The organism is Streptomyces sp. NBC_01433 (assembly GCF_026340105.1).
Lineage (GTDB): Bacteria > Actinomycetota > Actinomycetes > Streptomycetales > Streptomycetaceae > Streptomyces.
The window spans coordinates 231,404-252,689 of record NZ_JAPEPM010000005.1; the positions used below are offsets into that span (position 1 = coordinate 231,404).

21 protein-coding genes and 6 pseudogenes are annotated in these 21,286 nt (G+C 67.9%); 17 read left to right on the forward strand and 10 right to left on the reverse strand.

Annotated elements, in window-relative coordinates:
• Nucleotides 1–351 precede the first annotated feature (351 nt).
• Both OG413_RS42980 and OG413_RS42985 read left to right on the forward strand, forming a co-directional pair.
• Complete coding sequence (locus OG413_RS42980; protein WP_266815353.1) at nucleotides 352–906, forward strand: SMI1/KNR4 family protein; 555 nt, start codon at nucleotides 352–354, stop codon at nucleotides 904–906.
• A gap of 53 nt (nucleotides 907–959) precedes the next feature.
• Nucleotides 960–1,341, forward strand: a pseudogene (locus OG413_RS42985) (transposase); the annotation flags it as partial.
• Nucleotides 1,342–1,367: 26 nt separating this feature from the next.
• On the opposite strand, the pseudogene OG413_RS42990 reads toward OG413_RS42985, so the two are convergent.
• The 3 genes and pseudogenes from OG413_RS42990 to OG413_RS43000 form a co-directional block, all read right to left on the reverse strand.
• Nucleotides 1,368–1,796 (reverse strand): annotated as a pseudogene (locus OG413_RS42990) (hypothetical protein).
• Nucleotides 1,797–2,029: 233 nt separating this feature from the next.
• Nucleotides 2,030–3,073, reverse strand: coding sequence for an ABC transporter ATP-binding protein (locus tag OG413_RS42995; RefSeq protein WP_266815355.1), 1,044 nt, complete (start codon nucleotides 3,071–3,073; stop codon nucleotides 2,030–2,032).
• Between the two features lie 396 nt (nucleotides 3,074–3,469).
• A complete protein-coding gene (locus OG413_RS43000; protein WP_266815357.1) occupies nucleotides 3,470–4,141 on the reverse strand; it encodes a hypothetical protein in 672 nt (223 codons plus the stop codon).
• Nucleotides 4,142–4,298: 157 nt separating this feature from the next.
• On the opposite strand from OG413_RS43000, the pseudogene OG413_RS43005 reads away from it, so the two are divergent.
• Nucleotides 4,299–4,400 (forward strand): annotated as a pseudogene (locus tag OG413_RS43005) (IS5/IS1182 family transposase); the annotation flags it as partial.
• A 19-nt stretch (nucleotides 4,401–4,419) separates the two neighbouring features.
• On the opposite strand, the gene OG413_RS43010 reads toward OG413_RS43005, so the two are convergent.
• Nucleotides 4,420–4,812 (reverse strand): glyoxalase, encoded by a 393-nt coding sequence (locus tag OG413_RS43010; protein WP_266815359.1) that lies wholly within the window; start codon nucleotides 4,810–4,812, stop codon nucleotides 4,420–4,422.
• A 271-nt stretch (nucleotides 4,813–5,083) separates the two neighbouring features.
• On the opposite strand from OG413_RS43010, the gene OG413_RS43015 reads away from it, so the two are divergent.
• The 3 genes and pseudogenes from OG413_RS43015 to OG413_RS43025 all read left to right on the forward strand — a co-directional run.
• Entirely contained in the window at nucleotides 5,084–5,527 is a 444-nt protein-coding gene (locus tag OG413_RS43015; protein ID WP_266815361.1) for a carboxymuconolactone decarboxylase family protein, read from the forward strand.
• Between the two features lie 99 nt (nucleotides 5,528–5,626).
• Nucleotides 5,627–5,776, forward strand: a complete 150-nt coding sequence (locus tag OG413_RS43020) for a hypothetical protein (protein ID WP_266815363.1) — start codon at nucleotides 5,627–5,629, stop codon at nucleotides 5,774–5,776.
• Between the two features lie 15 nt (nucleotides 5,777–5,791).
• Nucleotides 5,792–7,240 (forward strand): annotated as a pseudogene (locus OG413_RS43025) (ISL3 family transposase); the annotation flags it as partial.
• 59 nt (nucleotides 7,241–7,299) lie between these two features.
• Here the strand turns inward: OG413_RS43025 and OG413_RS43030 are convergent.
• The gene (locus OG413_RS43030; RefSeq protein ID WP_266815365.1) at nucleotides 7,300–7,824 is read right to left on the reverse strand and encodes a YrhB domain-containing protein; all 525 of its coding nucleotides are present in this window, start codon (nucleotides 7,822–7,824) and stop codon (nucleotides 7,300–7,302) included.
• Between the two features lie 434 nt (nucleotides 7,825–8,258).
• Here OG413_RS43030 and OG413_RS43035 point away from each other — a divergent pair, with 434 nt between their 5' ends.
• Both OG413_RS43035 and OG413_RS43040 read left to right on the forward strand, forming a co-directional pair.
• A complete protein-coding gene (locus OG413_RS43035; protein WP_266815367.1) occupies nucleotides 8,259–8,492 on the forward strand; it encodes a hypothetical protein in 234 nt (77 codons plus the stop codon).
• Between the two features lie 2 nt (nucleotides 8,493–8,494).
• On the forward strand, nucleotides 8,495–8,833 hold the full coding sequence (locus OG413_RS43040) for a hypothetical protein (protein WP_266815369.1): 339 nt from the start codon (nucleotides 8,495–8,497) through the stop codon (nucleotides 8,831–8,833).
• 192 nt (nucleotides 8,834–9,025) lie between these two features.
• Here the strand turns inward: OG413_RS43040 and OG413_RS43045 are convergent, their stop codons facing one another.
• Nucleotides 9,026–9,535, reverse strand: a complete 510-nt coding sequence (locus OG413_RS43045; RefSeq protein ID WP_266815370.1) for a hypothetical protein — start codon at nucleotides 9,533–9,535, stop codon at nucleotides 9,026–9,028.
• 437 nt (nucleotides 9,536–9,972) lie between these two features.
• Nucleotides 9,973–10,137 carry a Tn3 family transposase gene (locus tag OG413_RS43050; protein ID WP_266815372.1) on the reverse strand — a complete coding sequence of 55 codons (165 nt, stop codon included), beginning with the start codon at nucleotides 10,135–10,137 and terminating at the stop codon, nucleotides 9,973–9,975.
• Between the two features lie 784 nt (nucleotides 10,138–10,921).
• On the opposite strand from OG413_RS43050, the gene OG413_RS43055 reads away from it, so the two are divergent.
• The 3 genes and pseudogenes from OG413_RS43055 (at nucleotide 10,922) to OG413_RS43060 (ending at nucleotide 13,210) form a co-directional block, all read left to right on the forward strand.
• Entirely contained in the window at nucleotides 10,922–12,514 is a 1,593-nt protein-coding gene (locus OG413_RS43055) for a protease pro-enzyme activation domain-containing protein (protein ID WP_266815374.1), read from the forward strand.
• A gap of 107 nt (nucleotides 12,515–12,621) precedes the next feature.
• Nucleotides 12,622–12,807: pseudogene (locus tag OG413_RS47190) on the forward strand (RICIN domain-containing protein); the annotation flags it as partial.
• A gap of 76 nt (nucleotides 12,808–12,883) precedes the next feature.
• Complete coding sequence (locus OG413_RS43060) at nucleotides 12,884–13,210, forward strand: hypothetical protein (protein WP_266815376.1); 327 nt, start codon at nucleotides 12,884–12,886, stop codon at nucleotides 13,208–13,210.
• A 604-nt stretch (nucleotides 13,211–13,814) separates the two neighbouring features.
• On the opposite strand, the gene OG413_RS43065 is transcribed toward OG413_RS43060, so the two are convergent.
• Both OG413_RS43065 and OG413_RS43070 read right to left on the reverse strand, forming a co-directional pair.
• Complete coding sequence (locus tag OG413_RS43065) at nucleotides 13,815–14,270, reverse strand: hypothetical protein (protein WP_266815378.1); 456 nt, start codon at nucleotides 14,268–14,270, stop codon at nucleotides 13,815–13,817.
• A gap of 279 nt (nucleotides 14,271–14,549) precedes the next feature.
• Nucleotides 14,550–15,404, reverse strand: a complete 855-nt coding sequence (locus OG413_RS43070) for a class I SAM-dependent methyltransferase (RefSeq protein ID WP_266815380.1) — start codon at nucleotides 15,402–15,404, stop codon at nucleotides 14,550–14,552.
• A 186-nt stretch (nucleotides 15,405–15,590) separates the two neighbouring features.
• Between OG413_RS43070 and OG413_RS43075 the strand changes: the two genes are divergently transcribed.
• Together OG413_RS43075 and OG413_RS43080 are read left to right on the forward strand one after the other, a co-directional pair.
• Nucleotides 15,591–15,872 (forward strand): hypothetical protein, encoded by a 282-nt coding sequence (locus tag OG413_RS43075; RefSeq protein ID WP_266815526.1) that lies wholly within the window; start codon nucleotides 15,591–15,593, stop codon nucleotides 15,870–15,872.
• Between the two features lie 171 nt (nucleotides 15,873–16,043).
• Nucleotides 16,044–16,205, forward strand: a pseudogene (locus OG413_RS43080) (transposase); the annotation flags it as partial.
• Nucleotides 16,206–16,222: 17 nt separating this feature from the next.
• On the opposite strand, the gene OG413_RS43085 reads toward OG413_RS43080, so the two are convergent.
• Nucleotides 16,223–16,354, reverse strand: coding sequence for a hypothetical protein (locus tag OG413_RS43085; protein WP_266815539.1), 132 nt, complete (start codon nucleotides 16,352–16,354; stop codon nucleotides 16,223–16,225).
• Nucleotides 16,355–16,639: 285 nt separating this feature from the next.
• Between OG413_RS43085 and OG413_RS43090 the strand changes: the two genes are divergently transcribed.
• The 4 genes from OG413_RS43090 to OG413_RS43105 all read left to right on the forward strand — a co-directional run bounded on the left by OG413_RS43090 (nucleotide 16,640) and on the right by OG413_RS43105 (nucleotide 21,261).
• A complete protein-coding gene (locus OG413_RS43090; protein WP_266815382.1) occupies nucleotides 16,640–16,930 on the forward strand; it encodes a hypothetical protein in 291 nt (96 codons plus the stop codon).
• 531 nt (nucleotides 16,931–17,461) lie between these two features.
• Nucleotides 17,462–18,589 carry a site-specific integrase gene (locus OG413_RS43095; RefSeq protein WP_266815528.1) on the forward strand — a complete coding sequence of 376 codons (1,128 nt, stop codon included), beginning with the start codon at nucleotides 17,462–17,464 and terminating at the stop codon, nucleotides 18,587–18,589.
• Nucleotides 18,586–18,930, forward strand: coding sequence for a helix-turn-helix transcriptional regulator (locus OG413_RS43100; RefSeq protein ID WP_266815384.1), 345 nt, complete (start codon nucleotides 18,586–18,588; stop codon nucleotides 18,928–18,930). The genes OG413_RS43095 and OG413_RS43100 overlap by 4 nt, the downstream gene beginning before the upstream one ends.
• A gap of 6 nt (nucleotides 18,931–18,936) precedes the next feature.
• Entirely contained in the window at nucleotides 18,937–21,261 is a 2,325-nt protein-coding gene (locus tag OG413_RS43105; protein WP_266815386.1) for a hypothetical protein, read from the forward strand.
• The last annotated feature ends 25 nt before the right edge of the window (nucleotides 21,262–21,286 follow it).

Consider the following 21,286-nt stretch of genomic DNA (forward strand, 5'->3'; position numbering starts at 1 on the left):
CGTGCTCAATCGCCCTCTGCTCGGCTGCGGTTACTCCCCGAGCTGTTGACGGTCGCGCAGCCGCTTGCGGATGGAGCGGGCGACCTGCACCGCGTTGTGTGACGGGGTCGCTGAGAGCTGACGGCGGTTGTCCAGGTCCTTAGCCAGGTGCCGGGCGTAGGCCGAGAGCAGACCGTTCGCAGGTATCGCTGCAAGCCAGCCGTATCCGCAGCAGGAACCACCGAGGTCGCGCCGTGTCCCGAGCGGCGGTTTCAAGGGCCGGGGTCGCCGCCGGGGCAGCACACGATTCGATTGTCAGTGGGGCGTGTGAAGCTGTCCGAGACCCACCCTAGGAATCATTGGAGTTCAGGTATGTCGACCCCTTCGCCCATGACGGTCGCGGAATGGCGTGCGTTCCTCGGCGACTACAGCGTCGGGCACATCGACTCAGACGAGGCCCGTGAGGCCATCGATAAGCATCGGCAGGTCATCAGTGAGCAGCGGCTGGAGGCCGGGTGGGCCGGGGGCGAACCGGCGGGTGAGGAAACGATCGTGGCCGCTGAGGAGCGGCTCGGAGTGAGGTTTCCTCCCTCGTACCGAAACTTCCTCCAGGTCAGCGACGGCTGGGAAAGCTTGGGGTTCGTCGACCTATTCCAGGTCGAGGACATCGGCTGGTTCGCCGACCTGTACGCCGACCTCGTCGAAGCGTGGTCGGACAGTTCCTTCGTGGACCATCTCGCCCTGGTCAAGCGGTGCCTGCTGATCGCTGACGACGACGGCGGCAGCGGTTGCTACTGGCTGCTGCATGCCGACAGCATCGGGGAAAACGGCGAGTGGACGGCGTATGTGTGGTGGCCCGGCGACGGTGGCGACCCCGAGCCCTACCACGACTTCGCCGCTATGGTTCGGCAAGCAGTGCACTCCTGATAGCGCTTCGTCGCACTGGGTGATATCGCCTGGTGGTGGGCATCCTTCTGAGTGTGAAGCTGGGGGATGTCGAGCGGCTCCGGGGCGGGTTGGCGGAGTTCGTTGGTGATGCGTTCGGGTCTCTGCCGCGGCGGGATCAGCGAGGTGGGGTGCGTGTTGTCTGCGGGGCCTGATGATGGAGGGTCGGCGTAAGTCGGTCCAGCCGATGGCCGAGCGACTGCCGGACGGGAACATGCAGGCCCTGCAGCAGTTCGTGAATCAGTCGCCGTGGGATCCGTTGCCGGTGCGGCGACGGATCGCCCGCCGTCCGGTCGAGGCGATCACGCCACAGGTGCGGGTGGTCGACGATGTGTCGTTTCCCCAGTGCGGCCGGACTCGGCCGGGGTGGCCCGTCAGCACTGCGGGGCACTCGGGAAGCGGGCGAACTGCCACCTTCTACGAACTGCAGCCGTCTGCCTCAGTCACCTGACCTGCGGGTCTGCGAGCAGTTCGACTCGGTCGGCCTCGACATCGAAGCCGAGCACCGGGTGGCCACGGTCGCCTTCCGGGTCCATCAGCACCGGCTTGCCCAGCCGCCGCCCGATCTCCCGAAAGAAGCCGCAGAACAGATCAAGTCGACCCTGGCCCTGCAACTCCCGCAGGTCGACGTCGACTTCATCGTCGGCATGAAAACGGAAGATCGCCAACACATCGGCAGCCGGCCAGACCCGCAGGTCCGGGCACTCGACATCAGCCGGGCGGCACAGCACGGCTTCCGCCCGGGACACCGGAAGCACTGTCTCTCCCTCGGAGTACTGGCACTTTCAGCCCTTCTCCACGACCAGATCGAGGACCGCCTGCCAGTCCTGCACCGAAGCATCCGGGACATGCACGTCCGGCAACGCCCCCATCAGATCTGGATCGAAGAAACAGCTCACGTTGTCCTATGACAGATCAGCCACACGGTCATGCTGCCCCGCTACCCGACCCCACGCAGCCCCATTTCCCTTGACCAAACAGATAGGGCCCCGGGCCCGGTGACACCACCCCCAGGTCATGCCTTCGACAGGGAAACATAGTTATGCCGGGCCCGGAGGCCAGCGGTCCTCTTGCAGGAACGCGAAAGCATAACGGGGGCGGTCGGCTACGGGACGGGGGCGGGGGTGTAGGCGCGGGCCTGGGTGGTCCACATCGCGGCGTACTCCCCGTCTGCGGCGAGGAGGCTGTTGTGGGTGCCTTCTTCGGGGACGCGGCCGTGGTCGAGGACGATGATGCGGTCGGCGTGCTGGGTGGAGCCGAGGCGGTGGGTGATGAGGATGACGGTGCGGTCGTCGGCGGCGAGTTCGCGGATGCGGTCGTAGGCGGCCTGTTCGGCTCGGGGGTCCAGCGCGCTGGTGGGTTCGTCGCAGATCAGCAGGGGGGCGTTCTTGCGGGCGTGGGCGCGGGCGGCGGTCAGGACTGCGTCGTCGCTCTGGTTGCCCTGCCCGAGGGTGATGTTCTCGCGGACGGTGGCCTGCCAGCGGTTGATGTCCTGGGGCAGCATCGCGAGGCGGGAGCACAGTTCGTCGGGGTCGACGGTGGTGAGGTCGGTGGTGTCCCAGGTGATGGTGCCGTGGGTGGGGGTGTAGAGACCGGCGAGGAGTTTGGCCAGGGTGGACTTGCCGGCGCCGTTGTGGCCGACGGTGGCGAGGATTTCTCCGCGGCGGACGGTGAGGGAGGTGTCGGCGAGGACGGGCGCGGTGGCCCCCGAGTAGGTGAAGGTGACGCGGTCCGCGCGGATCACTGCGGGGTTCGCGGGCACCGGCTCGGGGGCGGCCGGGAGGGTCGTGCGGGCCTTGGCGTCGGTGAGGAAGGTGGACCAGTCGTCGAGGTAAAGACCCATGCGGTACGTGGTGGTCAGGCCGGTCAGGAGCGTACGGCTGGTCTGGACGGCGATGAGGGCGGTCGCGGCGTCCGCGGTGGGAATCCGGCCGCGGACGGTCAGCCACAGCAGGGCGCCGTAGACGAGGAGGGTGGCGGCTCCGGCGAGGGTGTCACCGGCGAGCTGACGGCGGGCGGTGTCGGCGCCGATGCGGGCGGTGTGGTCCTCCAGGCGGCGGCTGACGGCCCGGTACTGGTCGAGGAGCCAGGGCCGCATGGTCCCGGCGCGGACGTCGAGCGCGGTGGAGCGGCCTGCCGCGAGGTACATGAGGATGTGCCGGGTGCGGCGGTCGCCGACGGCGTGCCGGTCGGCGCGGTGGGCGGTTTGGGCGGCGCGGGCGGCGGCCCAGGCGCGGGGCAGGCGCGGGGCAGGACAGCCAGGAGCAGCAGGGGCAGGAGCAGCGGGTCGAGGGTGGTCAGGATGCCGGCGGCGGCGGCGGTGACGCCGAGGGCGGCGCCGGTGACGGCGACGAGGGGGACGCGGGTCGCGGCGTCGAGGTAGGCGAGTTCGGCGCGGCCGTCGACCCGGGGCCCCAAGCGCGCGGTCGTCGCGACGGTCGCGGCGGAGGCCGGGGACCGGGCGGCGGCGACGGCGGCCAGGCCAGCTGGGCATGGTCGGCGCGGTCGAGGCGGTCCAGGGGCGTGCCGCCGGTGAACAGTGCGGTCAGGGCGGTCCGGGGAGGCCTTCCTCTACGAGCGGGTCCGGGTATCCGAATTGTTTGCCGAGCGTCACGAACGCGTCGAGGCTGCTCGCGTCGACCGCCACGTAGTACGCCTTCATGGCTCGAAGGAACAGCCGGTAGCCGAGGTCGGCGCAGACGTGGACGACCACCTGTTCCAGCGCAGGCACCAGTCCTGTCTGCGGCAAGGAGTTGAACTGCTGCCCCACCTCGTCCGCCAGGGTCAGATCAGCGGCGACCCAGCCCATCGCCCGGAGCACGGCGGCGCGCAGTGCGTCGTCCGTCACCGGATCGGCAGCAGGCGGAACGAACCCGGGAGCACGCCGGAACTCGGCGGAGAGCCAGGCAGCTTCGATCCTCTTCAGCCAGGCCCGAGGAGCGACGTTCTCCTTGCACGGGTCGAACACGTGGTCTGTGGAGCCGACCCAGGCCGTCCGCATCGTCTCCTCGGGCAGCACGGAATCCAGCAGACGCCGCACGTCGCGTCCCAATTGCAGTGCCGCCGGACCATCCAGTTCCGACACCGACCGCTCGGCGATCAGGACCATGGCGGATACCGGCCCCCGCTCGACGAGGCAGTCAAGTTCCGCGGGAAGCAGGTCGGCCATTTCCCCACACTGCTCCGAAAGCCAGGAGAGACCGGTCTCGTATGTCATGTTTACTCAGGATAATCCTCCAGCCGCTGGTCAGGAGGCTGATGAGCCCTCATGATCGCAGCCACCAGGGCCCGGTGACAGGTGGTCACGTGTGCTTGCTGCAGCCCGGTGGTGGCATCGGATCGGCCGGTCAGGCCGTAGGGTGCGCCGTCAGGCCCTGCCCCAGCACTCCGAAGCACACCTCAACTGGGCACTCATCACCATGATGACCCGACGCCTCACCCGCAAAAGTCCCCGCACCAGCCACTGGACGAAGAAGACGTCCTGATCATGAGACGTCAGCAATCGCGGACAGGTTCAAGGAACTCGAGCCGATTGCCCAGTTTGTCGAACGCATAGAAGCGATCGTGGCCAGGAAAGCTGTCATCCCAGGTGACGCTCACTCCTTTGTCTTCCAACCGCTTGGCGAGCGCCTGGAGCGAGGTCACAAGGATGCCCGGATGTGCCTTCCTGTTCGGGCGGAAGTCCTCTTCAACCCCCAAGTGGACCTCCAGGCCACCGCCTCGGAACCAGCACCCACCGCGAGCCGCCAGCACCGGCGGCTTCTCGAGCTCTGTCATACCGAGAACGTCTCCCCAGAACTTGCGGCAGATTTCCTCAGCGCCCGGAGGGATCGCAAGCTGCACGTGATGCAGGCCGTCCAAGGCGTATCCGAGCGTTCCCTGAGCCACATCTGCTCCCCTGCTAAAGAATCTTGACTTCAAGATAATGAGAGCTGAGTGGTCCTGGCAAGGCGCGGTCTCGGCAGATGTCCTCTGCCATCCAAGGCGTTTGACAGCGAACCCGGTCGTTTCGGCTTCTACGACAGTGAACCTAGTCGTGCGGGATGACCAGGCACTGGAGTGCTGACGATCTACGCGTGGCGGTGGTTGTCACATTTGCGGGCCCGGCGGTGTCTCCATGCCGAACAGCCAGACAGGTAAATCCACTGAGGAGAACACCATGGCGCTCCGCGTTCCGAAGGCCGAGTTCAGCACCGAGATGAGCGAAAACATGATCAAGCAGCTCGGCGCCGTGGCCGAGCCCGTCGAGGTGGTGTGGCACAACCCCAAGGTCGCCACGTCCAACTTTGAGGTCTCGGCCAAGCTGGGCGAGTGGGACGCGGCCGACGCGAGCCTCAAGTCGTTCGCGCACATGGCCGTCGCGTCCCAGGTGCCCCGCTGGCGGGATTCGGAGTTGTTCACGCCGCTGGAGCGGGACGTCCTCAAGTACGCCGAGGCCATGACGAACACGCCGCCGACCGTCACCGGCGAGCTGCACGTGAGCCTGCTCGACCGGCTCGGTGCGGCGGCGATGGTCGAGCTCACCGCGTACATCGCCTTCGTTAGCATGGCGACCAGGAACTGGTTCTGTTCACGTCGCAGGGTTCTGGCTCAGGTTCTGTGACGGGGCCACGCTGTGTGACGGCTGAGCTTCTCCGGGCAGTGCGTGAAGTCGCCCGAAAATCAGCCGTGGTCAAGGTAGCTGGGCTGACAGTTCGGGTCCGTGGAAGAGATCGTGCTCCGGTTGAAGGAGCTGTTGTTCCCGTCGATCGCGGACGTCGCAGTGCTGTCGGTGGACGTGAGCATCGCGATAGTGCGGGTCGACGCGGAATGCACTGCGAACGCTGCCGTTTGCCCGGCGTGCGGGGTCTGATCGAACCGGGTTCATGGTTCCTACCTGCGGTTTCCCGCTGATGTGCCCAGCGCCGGCCGAAGCGTTGTTCTTCAGCTGAGGGCCCGCCGGTTCGCCTGCGGGAACTCGGGGTGCACCCGCCGCACCTTCGTCGAGCAGGTACCTGGCCTGACCCGTCGGCACGGTCGGCGGACCGAGCGACTGCGCGCGATGCTGGCCGCGGTCGGTCTCGCCCTGGCGGGCCGTGCCGGCGCCCGCCTGAGTTCTGCGCTCGGGGTCTGCGTCAGCCGGAGCACCGTCCTGCGCCTGGTCGATGCCCTGCCCGAGCCGGAAGTGCCCGCCCCGCGTGTGGTCGGCGTCGACGAGTACGCCACCCGCAAGGGCCGCCACTACGGCACCGTTCTCGTCGACGTCGAAACCCGCCGCCCTGTCGACCTGCTGCCCGACCGGGAGGCATCCAGCCTGGCGGCCTGGCTCGCCGATCGGCCCGGCGTCGAGGTCGTCTGTCGGGACCGGGCGCCGTTCTTCGCCGAGGGCGCCACCGCCGGTGCGCCGCAGGCCGTCCAGGTCCCGGACCGGTGGCATCTCTGGCACAACCTCAGCGAGGCCACCGAGCGGAGCGTCGCCCAGCACCGTCGCTGCCTCCGCGCTCTGGTCCCCACGGTTCCCGCACCCGCTCCCAGTCCCGAACCCGAGGCCGTCCCGGCAGCGGACTCGCCCGGTTCTCCTTGGCCGCGCGGGCACCGATTCGCCGATCGGACCCGGGCCCGACATGCCGCCGTCCACGCACTGCTGGCCGCAGGGCACAGCCGACGCTCGGTCCAGCGGCAGCTCGGGATGACCTACCGCACCGTCAAACAGTTCGCCGACGCCGCGACATCGGAGGAACTGTTCACCGGTCAGTGGCAGAACCGGCCCTCAGTCCTCGACGACTACAAGCTCTATCTGGACGACCGCTGGAACGAGGGCTGCACCAACGCCTGGAAGCTGTGGGAGGAGATCGTGCCACTCGGCTACAAGGGCAGCTACCAGCGCGTTCGCGCCTACCTGCACGACAAACGCACCTCGCCGCAGCCGGTGACCCCCCGGCCGCCCTCGCCCCGAACCGTCGCCGGATGGATCCTCCGCCGTCCGGACACCCTCACCGAAACCGAACAACTCCAGCTCAAGACCGTCCGGACGCACTGCCCCGCAATCGACGCCCTGACCGGGCACGTCCGCTCCTTCGCGACCATGCTCACCGAGCGCCAGGGTGAGCGCCTGCCCGACTGGCTCGACGCTGTCCGGCAGGACGACCTGCCCAGCCTCCACACCCTCGCCGCCGGCATCGACCGCGACCGCGACGCCGTCATCGCCGGACTGACCCTGCCTTGGAGCTCAGGCGCCGTCGAAGGCCATGTCAACCGGATCAAAATGCTCAAGCGCCAGGTGTTCGGCCGCGCTGGCTTCTCGCTGCTGCGCAAGCGAGTTCTCCTCGCTTCGTGAGGACAGCCGCTGCCTCAGGCACCTCAACGGTTCCCGGCTCTGCGGATGGTCACCACGGACTAGATCGGGTCGGTGGGCGGCACCAGTTCCCTGGAGGAGACCTCTACAAGGTGCACCGGAGCGTCGCCCTGTTGCAAGGCGGTCACGTACTCGATGATTTGAGCGTGGGAGAGCACTGGCACTCTTTGGCGCAGGGTGTGCATGGCATGAACCCTCCCACGAGCGCCTGCCACCGCCCGGACCTCATCGTGCAGATCGTTCACTGCGGTCCGCGTGACCTGCTTTCGAATGCGGACTCGGTAGTCCGCCTCCCACGCGTCCGCTACCGCGGAGACGACACCGATCTGATGCAGGCTTCCGTCGACGCGGTCAACAAGGTACGGCCCATTCCCGGCCAGCGCGAAGTCTGGGTTTCGGGTGCGCAGGTACTTCTCAGATGTCCAGGAGATTATCCATACCAGCTCATGCCGCTCTACATTTGACACAGTCATACGTATCGGGACAAGCCCAAGCGATAGCTCGCGCTGGTAGTCGCGTTCCAGCTCTTCCTCAACGATCTGAACCGCGGCATCTCGTTCAATCACTCTGGCAGCATCTCGTACGGCCCGGATGGCTACCACCAAGTTTCCTGCTGGCTGCACGTCTTGGCAGAGCGCAGTGGACGCGGGTGAACGGCGCCAGCAGGCCGTTGCTGGTTCTCCGAGCGATGGGGGTACCCGATGATGACTCACGGTGGCCCCGTCACAGATCCTGAGCCAGAACCCGACTTCGGGAGGCACCCAGGCCCGGCGGCGCGGCAGTCGGCAACGGCACGGCCGCCAGACCACCTGCGCCCGTAGCCAGCGCTTTTGTCCTCAGCACACCGCAGGCTGCGGACGCTCGTGTCGCGGCCCGGGGTTCCCGACCGGCTGCGTTGCCTCCCGAAGCCGTGAGCATCCGGGAAGCACCGCCGGTCGTAGTGCCGTCCAAACTGCTGTCGAAACGCTGCTGCTTGCCGTGTACGAAGCCAGCGGAGCCGATGCCGGGCTGGGAGACGGACAAGCAGCTCCACAGCACCTACGTCTCCGCCAAGACGGAGAGCCCCGGCTTCTCGGACGAGCAGGCGCAGCGGATCGCCGACTACCGTGCGAGGCTGCTGGAGCTCTCCACCACCGTGTCGACGCACCGGTACTGGCGGTCGCTGATCGGGCCGGACGTGGTGAAGGCCAGGACGGCGCTGAAGCACGTCCACGAAGCACCTGCCGAGGTGTAGCTGTGTCCGACGGCATATCTGACCTCGACAAGAACCGGGTCCTGGCCGAGTGGCTGGAGTGGCAGCTGCGGCAGGTCCGCTCCCGGATCCGGGAGCTGGAGGTCAAGGAACAGCAGGAGGAGCGGGCGCGGCAGCGGGCGCGGGCGGAGCAGTCGTGGAAGATCCAGCCGCAGCGCGGTGGGATGCCCGCGATGCTGCACCGCGGCGGGTGCGGCCGGGACCCCGGAGACCGGCTTCACCATCGTCCCCGTGCGCTGATCCTTCCCCGACGGCGGTCTGCGGCAGGCCGCCCTCCGGAATCTGTGTCCCCGCAGCATGATCGCCGTCTCTCTCACTGGTGAAGTCCTTGAGCGGCCGGGGAGCCTTCGGCGCGATTCGCAATCCTGTCCGCCCCCCCGTCGTCGTCCTCGTTCAGCTCCGGCGCGGGCTGGACGAGGACGAGACCGACGCCGAGTGAACCGAGGCCGTCAGTCAACGGCACCAGGGCCGCGTCGTCAGCGTTGACTGGAACGGTCGCACCGGCTCACGTGCGTCTAGGGGAACGGGATGAAGTGCCAGCGTTGGTGGGCCCGGCCTCGGGGCAGCATGCCGACTCGGGGCTCTCTGTCGCGGTCCATGATCGTGAGTACCGAGTCGGGCTTCTCCGTATGGAAGAGGTATCCGTCGTCGGCCTGCCAGGTCGACACCTCGCTGCGTCCCACGCCCCACATGTGCAGGGAGTCGTGTTCGGTTTCCCATTCCGTCTCGACCTGCAGGGCGAAGTGACCCATGCTGGCCGCCTTCATGCGGCTGACGAGGTAGTTGTTGGGGGGATGATATTCCAGGTGGCTGGTGTCGAAGTACCAGCCCTGGAAGGCGTTGCCCGACGGAGGCTTGGGGGTCTCCAGCCGTACGACCGGTGGTTCGGTGGTGCTGTACTCGATGGTTCCTCCTCCTGGGCCCAGTGATTGGGTGGAACTGGTCCCGCCGGGATTGGCGGCCAGACACAGCATCGCGTCCCTGTTCAGGAGGTAGAACTCTCCCTCGGGAAATCCGTTGGCCATACTCACCTTCCACTTTCCATGCGCTGGACTGGAACAGCTGAAGAGCGCACGCCCGGCACGTCCGATCGAGCCGCCCGGCGACACGGGCCCCGGCATACAATCGACGGGATGCCCTTACGGACGGGACCTGCCTGCGGGAGCTCCCGCCTGGACGGTACGACGCCCCGACACGCGATTCCCGCCGAGAGATCGAAAAGGCGCAGGATTGGACGGCGGCCTGGGATAATGCCTCGCGGCAATCACGTCCAACTGTCGAGAAAGCGCCCACCCTGGTGCGCGGCCGGCCGAGCAGGTTCGTCCGCCCGCATCGTTCGGCACCGACCGCGCCACCAGAGAGCCCGGGATGCTTCGGCGTCCCGGGCAACGTCGTCTTCACGCGGGAATTGCAGCTGCCTCATCCTGCGGGACACGGGGGCCGAGCACCGCCGCCCGGAGGGTCAGGTCCAGATTGAGGCGGCTGTCATGTCCAGCTCGAAGCGGCCATACGGGTTCACATGCGTCCAGAACAGCGGGGACAGCGCCCTCCGGTCCGCATCGGTCAGCTTGTCCGCCCACTTCGGATCGGCCAGGACCTCCTGCAGCAGCAGCGTGTTGACGTGCACTGCGATCTCTCGGGTTGGTGTCAGTGGTGGTGAGGGTCAGTGGCGGGGATTGTTGTCGTGGGTTCTTGTTGCTGGTCAGAGCGGTATCGATCGTCTGGTTTCACTGTCATGAGGTGAGAGATTTTGCTGTCATGAGGCGTTGGGAGCTGTTGCTCTATCGATCTTGGTGGGCATCAGTTCGATTAGTGGGCCCCGGTCGAGTGGTGTTGGGTCGGGGCGTGCATGAAGACAGGTCCCCTGCTGCAGCTCGTAGTTGTCGAAGACCGTTGAGCGCACCGGGAGGCCCTGTTGTCGCCGTTCTATGCCCTTGCTCTGGCTGGGTCCAACTCGGCTGCCCCTGCCCGCACCCCCACCGACCCCGACCCCGCCAACGACAGCGTCACCGCGACCTGCAAGGCCATCACCCCACTGATCATCAGCTTGCTAGTGGAACACCAGCACCGCGCGGGACGCCCGCCCCCGGGCATAGGGCCCAGCAGTGGTGGGCTTCTGGCGGGATGCGCGGCGCGTTGATGGCTGTCACCGGTTCAGGGGATAGCGGTAAGTAACTACTTGACGACAAGCTGTTCACTACGACCCAGTGTGTGCAAGCGATCTCCAGTCGTGATCGTTGTTTCCGGGGACGTCTGGACCCAGCCCCCGCTCTGACGGTGACGTGCTGATGGTGCGGCTGCTGCGTGCGGCCGGCCTCGCGCGGCCGCGGCGATTCGGTTCCGAGGTGGTCTTGGCCCGAGCAGGTCGGTGTCGCCGCCCCTGCGGGGTGGCAGGAGAAGGGGGATCAGTCATGGATCGTAAGTCCGCAGGTACCGTCCGGGCCGGTAGTGACTCGGTGGGCGAGGGGTTCGTCGCGCTCGAAGGCAGTGAGCGGCCGCCGCTGCCTGATGTGGAGAACGTCCGGCCGGTGTCTGACTCCGAGCACATCGAGGTGACGGTGATGCTGCGCCGGCTCGCGCCGGTCTCCCGCGAGTACGTGACCGGCCCGGCGACGCTGACCCACGACCAGCTCGCCCAGCGGCACGGCGCCAGTCCCGCCGAAGTGACCCTGGTAGGCCGGATCCTGGCCCGATACGGCCTGCAGGTCACCGCCACCAACACCGGGGCCCGGCAGCTGCACGTCGCCGGGACCGCAGCCTCGATGGCGCAGGCGTTCGGCGCCACCCTGGCCTACACCTCCAGCCTCGATCCCTCCACCGGCGAGCGGATCGTGCACCGCTACCGGACCGGTGGCCTGCGGGTGCCCGCCGAACTGGACGGCCTGGTGACCGCGGTGGTCGGGCTGGACAACCGCCCCCAGGCCCGCCCGAACCTGCAACGGGCCTCTGTCGTCGCCGCCACCTCCTTCACCGCGATCCAGGTCGGCAACCTGTACAAGTTCCCGGCCGCCACCGACGGGACCGGGCAGATCATCGCCTTCATCGAGCTGGGCGGCGGGTTCTCCACCGCAGACCTCACCGCCTACTACAAGGGCCTGGGCATCACCGGGCCGGTCCCGATCGCGGTCAGCGTGGACGGCGCCGTCAACAACCCCGGCAAGAACACCAACTACGACGCCGAGGTGATGCTCGACCTGCAGGTCGCCGGGGCGCTGGCCCCCAAAGCCCAGCAGTTGGTGTACTTCGCCCCCAACAGCGCCCAGGGTTTCCTGGACGCCCTCACCAGCGCTGTGCACGCCAGCCCCGCCCCGACCGCGATCAGCATCAGCTGGGGCCAGTACGAAGAGGCGTGGGCGGATGCGACCGTCGACGCCATGGAGGACCAGATCCAGGACGCGTGCGCCCTGGGCATCACCGTGTGCGCCGCCTCCGGCGACAACGGCGCCGTCGACGGCGCCCCCGACGGGCAGCGGCACTGCGATTACCCCGCCTCCGGATACGCGCTGGCCTGCGGCGGCACCTCCCTGACCGGCAACACCTCCAACAACACCATCACCTCAGAGACGGTGTGGAACAACAGCAGCGGAGCCACCGGCGGCGGCGTCAGCAACCTCTGGTACGTCCCGGACTTCCAGAACGCGGTCACCATGCCCGCCGGGCCGACCGGCCCCGGCCGCGGCGTCCCCGACGTCGCAGGCAACGCCGACCCGATGACCGGCTACCAGATCCGCCTCAACGGAGCCGCCGCCGTGTACGGCGGCACCAGCGCCGTCGCCCCACTGTGGGCCGCCCTGATCTGCCGCCTGGTCCAAGCCTCAGGCAAACACTTCGGCCTGATCCAAACCCAGCTGTACACCGGAGCCACCGCCACCACCACCGCACCCGGCTTCCGCGACATCACCAGCGGCAACAACAACGGCTACTCCAGCACCAGCGGATGGGACGCCTGCACCGGCCTGGGTACCCCCAACGCCACCACCCTCCTCGCCCTCCTCAAGAACTGACCACCCCCCCCAACCCAGGCGATCCACCCCGCGACGATCAGACGGAAACAGGACGCAGGATCTCTCCCTCGTCCCACCGAAACCATTCCTGACCAGCGACCGGGGCGACCGCAAACCAGTGGGCGTGCAACAAGTCGTCGACCCAGAACTGGCGCTGGCAGGCCCAGCCCGGCGGGGGCTGGAGCCTGGTCAACGCGAACTCCAAGCAGTGCCTGAGCATCACGGTGCCCGGCACCGGGGCCGTGGCCGACCAGCAGCCCTGCGACGCCACACCCGCCCAGACCTGGCACTAGCACGAAGGGAGGGTGAGGGCTGCCCTCAACGCCGCTGTACCGTCGTTGCGTAGAAGATCACTGGCAGGGGGGCGGGATGAGTCAGCTTGAGTTCAGCTGGGAACTCGGTGGTAGCGGTTGGGCGACCTGCCGCATTGCGGACGGTGTATCGGAGCAGAAAGACATCGTGAGCTACTGCACGGACGCCCTTGCGGACGTGCTCCACGGTGTCGTCGGGCTCTACGGTGGCACCTCCGTCCAGCGTTTCTCCTTCGATCTTGAGCCAGCCGAAGTGAGGTGGGTTCTCCGCCGCCGAGGCTCAGACGTTCAAGTCGCGATCTACCGGTTTCCCGGCATGTCCACGAGCTTCGACGCGCCGGACCAGGCAGGCACACTCTCGTGGACCTCCACTACAGCCCCTTAGCCTCCTCGGGCACGTCGTCATGGAGGCTGCTCAATCGGTGGTCCGGCTCCACGGAGAGGACGGCTACAGGGTGAAGTGGTTCCAGCACCCATTCCCCGTTGCTGCGCTGCAGGACCTCCGCCGGCTGCACTTGCAGTACGACAGATGCGAACGCCAGCACGGCGGGCTGTCCGCGTAGACCACGGTCGGACGCGAGCGTGCTCGTCTCTGAACTGAGGGTCGGTCGAGAGCGGAGTAGGCCGCCCGGACCGCCCGCCGCGCCGCTGTACTTCCCGGGTCGCGGGATCGGGGTGTGGAGTTCCCGATCAAGGTGGCGCTGGCGAAAGCGGTGCCGGTGCTGCCGCGCGGGCCGGGCGCAGGACCCGGGGCTGGCGGCTGACTCCGGACGCGGCATGTGACGTCGCCGCAGCGGCCGCCCGACGAGGGCGTCGACGTGGTGCCGGCCGATGCGGAGGTCTGGGTGTGGGTCCCGGCCTCGACGCGCGTCCTGCCCGATTACGAGGACATCGCCTGACCGCTGCACGGATGGCAGCCATGCCTGGTTGTCCCGTGTCGTCGGACATTGAGCGAACTTGGGCTGCCAACGTCCCTCGCCAGAGGATGGTCAGAAGCTCCAGCTGTAGAGTCCGCCAGCTGTGTTCACTGCAGATGCCGCGAGTCGGGCAACACCTTGCAGGACCGCCAATAGATCATCGTCGGTCATGTCATCTCCGTCCTCGGACCAGAGCCGCGTGCTCCAGCGACCTGCGAGCTCTGCCAGTTCGGCGGAGCTCGCGTTGGCCAACGCCCAGGTCAGCCGTTGCGGCAGGGCGAACACCTCAGCTCCATCGTTCAAAGGCGCGGTGACCCACTCCGGCCACGGCCGCCACGCGTAGAACTGTTCTAGCGGCGGAGCCTCGGCCGCAGGCTCCGCGAAGTACATGTCCCACTCGGCGATGGCACTGTCCGGCTCGACAGAACGGCAGGTCACACCATCAACGGCCTCACCAGGTCCCCGCAGGTGCGTCGCGGCGGCGGTCTCGTCGTCGGGAGCGAGGAAGAACACTATGTTGTGGGCCATCTCTGAATGATGCCGCGACCATTCACAGCGCGAGGCGATGGCGCTCAACCTTCGGTGACAACGCTCCACGGGGCCCGGTTGGTGCGTTCTGTGATGTCGCCGCGGCGGCCGCCGACGACGCGGGGCGTTGATGTGGTGCCGGCCGATGCGGAGATCTGGGTGCGGGTCCCGGCGTCGACGGATGTCCTGCCCGATTACGAGGACATCGCCTGACGGCCGCCCGGACGACAGCCGTTCCCGGTTAGTGCGTTCTGAGGTATTTTGCCGATGGGTCGTATGTCAGCGCGCGGTGACCGAGTACGCGGCGAGCGCGTGGTTGTCGTGCGGCTTGGCGATGGCCCGGAGAACGTCGACCTGGCTCAGGACGATCTGTCGTACCGCCTCGGGCAGTGTCGCCAGAGGCTCCTCTGTTCCGGCCAGGTCGAGGCAGGCAGCGATTTCCCAGTCACCGTCCTGAAGCTCTGCGGTATCGACCGGCCCGCTGCCGTCGGCCGTCCAGCCGGCCTCAGGCAGGAGCCGCAGCAGCCCTTCACGGGAGAAAGGCGTGCGGACGTTGCCCTGACCATGCAACCCTGCGGCCTCGATCTGCCCCTGGATCAGCACGGCGAGAAGGTGCGCCAACTGGTCGCCGGACGCCGGCGTCAAATCCCACTCGGTGAACCACAGCCGCCGCGCCCACGGCCGTACCCGGGCCAGTGTGTCCCGCAGTTGTCCAAGCGATGCGAAATACCAGGAACAATGTGCGAGCACCACGTGGTCGAAGGCACTTTCGGGGAAGTCCACCGATGGGGCGAGGACGTCGGTGCCGAAGCGGAAGTCGATGCGCGGCCCGAGGGGGCCCGCCGCGAGCCGGGCTGCCGATTCCCCGAGCGTCACCGGCGCCCCGTAGGAGGGCTCGGCCACGTCGACGGCCACCACGCGCCCTTTGGGCCCGACCGCCTCTGCCAGGACGGCGGTCATGTCGCCCTGGCCGCAGCCCAGTTCGAGGACAGTTGTACCTGGCCCGATCTGCCAGCCCGCCACGAGCGCGGCGCGGTGGCGAGTCTGGGACAGCTGGCTGTCCGGGCTGTGATCGGCGGCGGCCATGCCGGCCGCGAGCGAGGGGGCCTTGGCGCGAAGACCGGAGAGATTCACAAAGTCCTTGGTGCTACTCGACGGGTCGGTGGTAGCCGATGGTAGAAGACACGGGGCAGCACACACCTTCCGGGGCACCCCGTGATGCCGCAGCCTGAACAGACTAGAAGCACGCACTCAGCTTGTTCTTTATCTTCCGGCTTCGCCCTGTGATGCTGCACCTGGATCATTACCATCGACGCAGTGATGATGCACAGCGCGCTGACCTGGCAAGATATCCACATGGAAACTGGGTTCCCCTGGGGGTCTACGCCAACCGTCGATCTCCGCCTGTGGCGTTCTGACGCCATTGTGTTGTTCGACTGGCTGATGAGCACCGACCTGAACGCTGTGCCCATCACTCACCCGGCTCAGAAGCAGGCCCTCGCGGACCTGCAGGCACGCTTGGAGGAGGTGGACATCATCGAGTCCACTGCCGAAGACATCGCCGCAGCCCAGGCCGAGGTGGCCAAGGACGTGGGTTGGTAGGGCGCAAGCAGTCATCCTGGGGGGAATTTGCTCGGGGTTCGTTGTTTCGAGTCACTTCGAATGACGTCTCGAACTGGGTCGCTCACCTGAGGATTCGCCGGACGCAGGGCCGGCCTTCGTCTGATCATGTGCTCCGACCAAGGTGCACGTGACCAAGACGAAGGCCGTGAGGTGAGTCTGCTGCCTGATGCTGTCCGGAGGGAAGCGTTCGCGGAAGCGTTACGCTTCCGGGGCGATTTCCACGAGTGTCTGGGCACCCGCCGCGATGAGTTGTTCGAGCTGGTGGACGCGGTGCTGTGTGCGGACGGTGCGGTGAAGTCCCCGGTAGACCTGCCTACGCTCGGCAGGGCTCAGATGTCGGTGGTCTCGTGGTCCGGCCCGTGGGCGGGACGGTGCCGGAACCACCGGATCCGGAGCCACCTGGCGCCCCACAGAACCAGCGCCACGAGGAGACCGGACACGACATTCTCAACGATGCTCATGGGGCGAGCCTTCCAGCGCTCTCATCCCGAATGAACAGTTGTGAACAGCAGTTGAGTCCGAAGAACGGGGGCACGTTTGAGTACGGAGAAATCAGTTGCTCCTGAGCAAGGCCGATGCTCACGAGAACCGGTTCTGGCGCACATTTCGTGACGCGTGCTGTGAGCGACGGCCGGCATCTGACCGGCAGTGCACTGGGCCTCAGGTTGCCGTTCTCCGGCATGACGGTCTGTCGTCATCCCTGTGTACCGTGCACCTGTCGAACAGTGCCTGCACCGGAGGAACGTATGTACCTTGTCCCCTTGCTGCTGGGCCTCGGGATGGTGCTCATCGGGCTTGCGCTGGCGACGGACCACCGCAGTATCGCCAAGCGGGCCGTGGACACGTATCTCAACCCTGCCCACGCCGACACCAGCCTCCTACGGACCTTCAACCGACTGGGATTCGAGCATCCAGGGATGGACTTCTTCCACTACGCCGGGCGCCAGAGGCGGCTCGTGCGAGTCTGGGGCGGGTTTCTCGTCGCCTTCGGGCTCGTTTTCCTGGCCGCAGGCGTCGTGCTCCTGCTCCGCACCTGACCGCTGCTCCGCGGACTTCGGAACCCACATGGAAGACCCCGGCGCACTCCTCGGCAGTGTCCTACCCCCCGTAGCCGCATCACGGAATGTGAGCCAGAGCCCGAGAACCGACGGCGCCCGCATATCGATCAGGAAGTCTCCAGCGAGCTCAGGGGCCGGTGAGGATGTTGTGGGTGCCGATGCGACGCCAGATGATGTGGCACTCGCCCGTTCGGCGTTGAGCCCCGTACTCCCAGGTAGCGCGCCCTGCGGGGCCCGTGCCCATGGGCCAGGTGAGTTCGTATATGCCGGATGCGCGTTTGGACGCGCTTGATTGGTGGAGTACGTACGGGTTCGTTTGCGGCCGACTGACGCGTCAACGTCGCATTTCAGCTGGTAGATCGGTGTGCTGGGTCCGTTCACTCGATGGTGTGAGATCTCTGCAGTAACTCGCAGATTCTGCGAGTGATCGCCGTAATCTGCGTCGTTGTGTCGGATTTCGAAAGTCGCACGCTGTCGCTCGTACGCACCATGCCGGAGCCGGGGGCGCCGGTGGACACGGCCGCGGTGTCGGTCGAGGCGGGGCTCGCGGACGTCGTTACGCTTCAGCGGCGCCGGCAGGCGAGGATCTCGGCGCACGACGAGGAGAGCTTCTTCCTGGACACGCTGTCGGAGTATCAGTGGGCCCGGGACGCGGCGGGCCTGGCGCAGGAGACGCTGGAGGGGCTGATCAAGCCGGTGATCGAGGTCTGTGAGTTCTACGGCACGGTGCCGTGGCAGCTCACTTCTCGTGAGGTCGACCGGTACTTCGCCGGGCCGGGGAAACGTGCCCAGTCGACGATGCGGTACAAGATCGGCAAGATCGACCGGTACTTTGCGTTCCTGGAGCAGCGGTACGCGGGCGAGATCATGAGCCGCTTCGGGGCTGTGGTCGAGTCGCCGATCGATCCGTTCAACCGGCCCCGGCACCGAGGCGACTTCGGGCTGAGGATCCCGCCGTCGCAGGCGGCGATGAAGGACTTCTTCGGTCGCTGGCGCGAGGACCTGCCCCGGGCGCGGAAGTACCCGGTCGCCTGCCGCGACTACGTGATGACGAAGATCGCCTACCTGTCGGGCGTCCGCGCGGCGGAGTTGTGCGGGGTCTGCATGGGGGACGTGCATTGGGAGCACGGCCAGTGGGGTTGGTTCGTCGTCCTGGGCAAGGGAGCGAGCGGTTCGGGGCCGCGGCCGCGCGAGGCGTACCTGTTCCAGGAGGGCCGGGCTCTGCTGTGGTGGTACATCGAGCAGATCCGGGGCGAGTTCGGCGACGATGCCGCGCATCCCCGGGCGCCGCTGTGGCCGTCGGAGCGCAAGCCCACGGCGGTTGCAGCGCTGAACCTGCCGATCGCACCGGCGATCATGCCCTCGACGTTCCGCCGCGCCCTGCACAGTGCAGCGGCGAGCTACCTGAGCGGGCCGGTCAGCGACCTGTTCCCGCACCTTCTCCGGCACGCCTGCGCGACCCACAACTACGAGCGCGGGATGACGTTGTGGGAGGTACAGAAGGTCCTCGGACACGCCTGGGCAACCACGACTCTTCGGTACATGGCGACCGCGCAGGCCGATCCTGAGCACGCGAACCTGGAGGCCAGCTCCCGGGCGGCCCAACGACTGGTGATGGACAAGGGGAACCTGCGGTGAAGTGGAATCTGCGGATGGTGGCCGCGCAGCGGGATCTGTGGCGGCCGACCGAGGTGCTGGCCGCGTTCCGGCAGGTCGGGTTCAACCCGTCGCTGAGCAAGGTCGCCGCGCTGTGGGGCGGGACTCCGGTCACGGTGCGGCTGGAGGACCTGGACATGATGTGCGCCGCGCTGGGCTGCACCGTCGCAGATCTGCTGCAGGCTGAGCCCCTCGCCGGGACCCAGCCGGTGCCGGAGGAAGGGGAGCGGACGGCCGACGGCGCGGAGTTGCCGTCGGGGCCGGTGCGGCCAGTGCCGGGAAGCCGCCGGGGGAGCGGGCCGCGCTCGCTCCCGCCGAGCTGAGCGCCGGTGGCTGCGGACCGGGCAACGGCCCGGAGCTGTGCGGACTGTCTGGGCTGGGTCGTCCTCAACCAAAGGACGGCCTGCGCCGGGTGCAGGCGCTGGCGACAGCACTACCGCGAGCGGGGTACGTGTCCGCGGTGCCGGCACGAGCGGCTGCTGAACTCCGACGGTCTGTGCCGCTCGTGCCTGCAGGCGATCCGGCTGCTGGACGACGCCGAGTGGGCCCTGGGGATCGAGGGGGCACCGCCACGTGACCTCCAGCTGACGGTCGGCGTCTATCACGACCGGGCGGACTCAGCCCGCCAGCTGAGCCGGGCCGGCGGCTCCGGCCCGCGGACCAGCGAGGTGTGGAACCTCAGACTCAGGCAGCAGCGCGCGGGCGCCGAGCAGCGGTCTGCGGTGCTGCAGCCGGGCGTGTGGGGGCAGATCCCGCTGTTCACGATCCCCAGGACTCTGTCCGCGGACACGGTCCGGGCGGTCGCGGGCCGACCGGTGTCCGGGTGGGAGGAGACCCAGGCGGTGCTGGAGGAGATCGCGGCCGAACAGGGGCTGAGCCGCGGGAACCGCTACCGCAAGGCAGCGCTGCTGCGACTCGCGCTGGCGGTCCGCGCGGCCGAAGGTACCTGGCTGCTGCCCGAGGTGCTCCTGCGGGACTTGCCCGCCGGCCGGACCACCATCCGCCTCGTTCTTCAGCGGGCGGGGCTGCTGGCCTCCGAGCCGGAACCTCTGCGACTGTTCCCAGTAGTCCGGCGCCCACCCCGGACCGTGGCCGGCCGGGTGCCCTGGTGTCGGTCGCCGCGGTCGTGTGCGGACTGCCAGGCGTGGATGCCCTCTGGTCCGTACGGTTCCCGCTGCGCTCCCTGTCGGCACGGGCGCGAGAAGCTGGTGCGGGGCACCTGCGCACGCTGCCACCGGCAGGAACTCCCGCTGCGGAAGGGCCGCTGCCGCGGCTGCCGCCCGTACCGTCTCCTCGACGACGCCCAGCCCACCACCACCCGGTACACACAGCTGCTGATCGACGTGCCTATCGGCGGATCCGGACCGCCCCCGCCGATCCCGGTCGACGAGCCGTCCCACGCGGACTTGCCACCCGCACCGGCGCACACCGCTGCCAGGCAGGAGCAGCTCTTTGCCATCCGGCGCGACTGGACGCGGCTGCTGCCGCGTCTCCAAGGCCGGAACACGGCCGAGCTGGTGCTGAGCGGGACGGCCGCACGGCTGGTCGAGGACTTCAGCCGGGTTCTGCACGAGCGGCAGTCACCCAGCCACAACAGCAACATCCGCACCCTGAGCATCCTCCTCTACTGGTGCGGCGCCCAAGCGGCCATCTCCGAGCGGGACATCCACGGCCTGGCCCGGACCGGCCCAGACCTCAAGGCCAAGACCGTCTGCCAGTTCCTGCGAGACCGGGGCATCCTCCTCCAGGACCCCGACCTCCACCGCGACGTCGATCTGACGTGGATCGACATCACCCTCGCCGCGCTACCGGAGAACCTCGCCGACGAGGTAGGACAGTGGGTGAAGGTGTTACGAAGCCGGGGGCGCCACGAGGGCGAGGTCCGCGGCTACGACGCGATCCGCCCGTACCTGGCCTCCCTCCAGCCCGTGCTCACCGCTTGGGCAGAGGCCGCTTTGCTCTCGCTTCGAGAGATCACCCGGCACCACGTCGACGCGGCCGTGGACGGCCATTCCGGACGTGCCCGCAGGCAGCTCGCCCTCGCCCTGCGCAGCCTGTTCAGGACACTGAAACGGGGACGAGTGGTCTTCCGCGACCCCGCACAGCACCTTCGCGTCGGCAGCCCGACAGGGATCCCCAAGCCGGTCCCCAGCGACCTGCTGGCCAACGCGTTGCGGCAGACGAAGACCCCTCTCGGGCGTCTGATCCTCGTCCTGGCCGCCGTCCACGCCGTGCCCGTCCACGAACTCCGCACGATCCTCACCTGCGACCTGGACCTCGCACGCGGCACCCTCGTCATCCGCCGCGGCCTCCGACGGCACACCCTCTACCTGGAGGAACTCACCCACCGGACCGCCGCCGACTGGCTGGACAACCGGCACCGCCGCTGGCCCGCTTCGACCAACCCGCGCCTGATCGTCAGCCAGAGATCAGCGCTCGACCCCGACCACCCTGCCGTCGGCAAGACGCTGCTCCGCAGCGACGTACCCCAGGGACTGACCTTGGCTGGCCTGCGCCAGGACCGCATCCTCAACGAGGCAGCCGAAACCGCCGACCCGCTCAGGCTGATGCGGCTCTTTGGGATCACAGAGAAGACCGCCATGCACTACGTCGGCACCGCCCACCCCGAGCGCACCGCGAGGCTGCCCGGGTGACGCTCAGAGCCTGGAGGTCCTGCTG

Coding starts and splice junctions, on each gene's coding strand:
- OG413_RS42980 (WP_266815353.1), top strand. CDS start 352: ATGTCGACCCCTTCGCCCATGACGGTCGCGGAATGGCGTGCGTTCCTC.
- OG413_RS42995 (WP_266815355.1), bottom strand. CDS start 3,073: ATGTACCTCGCGGCAGGCCGCTCCACCGCGCTCGACGTCCGCGCCGGG.
- OG413_RS43000 (WP_266815357.1), bottom strand. CDS start 4,141: ATGACATACGAGACCGGTCTCTCCTGGCTTTCGGAGCAGTGTGGGGAA.
- OG413_RS43015 (WP_266815361.1), top strand. CDS start 5,084: ATGGCGCTCCGCGTTCCGAAGGCCGAGTTCAGCACCGAGATGAGCGAA.
- OG413_RS43035 (WP_266815367.1), top strand. CDS start 8,259: ATGCCGGGCTGGGAGACGGACAAGCAGCTCCACAGCACCTACGTCTCC.
- OG413_RS43045 (WP_266815370.1), bottom strand. CDS start 9,535: ATGGCCAACGGATTTCCCGAGGGAGAGTTCTACCTCCTGAACAGGGAC.
- OG413_RS43055 (WP_266815374.1), top strand. CDS start 10,922: ATGGATCGTAAGTCCGCAGGTACCGTCCGGGCCGGTAGTGACTCGGTG.
- OG413_RS43060 (WP_266815376.1), top strand. CDS start 12,884: ATGAGTCAGCTTGAGTTCAGCTGGGAACTCGGTGGTAGCGGTTGGGCG.
- OG413_RS43065 (WP_266815378.1), bottom strand. CDS start 14,270: ATGGCCCACAACATAGTGTTCTTCCTCGCTCCCGACGACGAGACCGCC.
- OG413_RS43075 (WP_266815526.1), top strand. CDS start 15,591: ATGATGCACAGCGCGCTGACCTGGCAAGATATCCACATGGAAACTGGG.
- OG413_RS43085 (WP_266815539.1), bottom strand. CDS start 16,354: ATGAGCATCGTTGAGAATGTCGTGTCCGGTCTCCTCGTGGCGCTGGTT.
- OG413_RS43090 (WP_266815382.1), top strand. CDS start 16,640: ATGTACCTTGTCCCCTTGCTGCTGGGCCTCGGGATGGTGCTCATCGGG.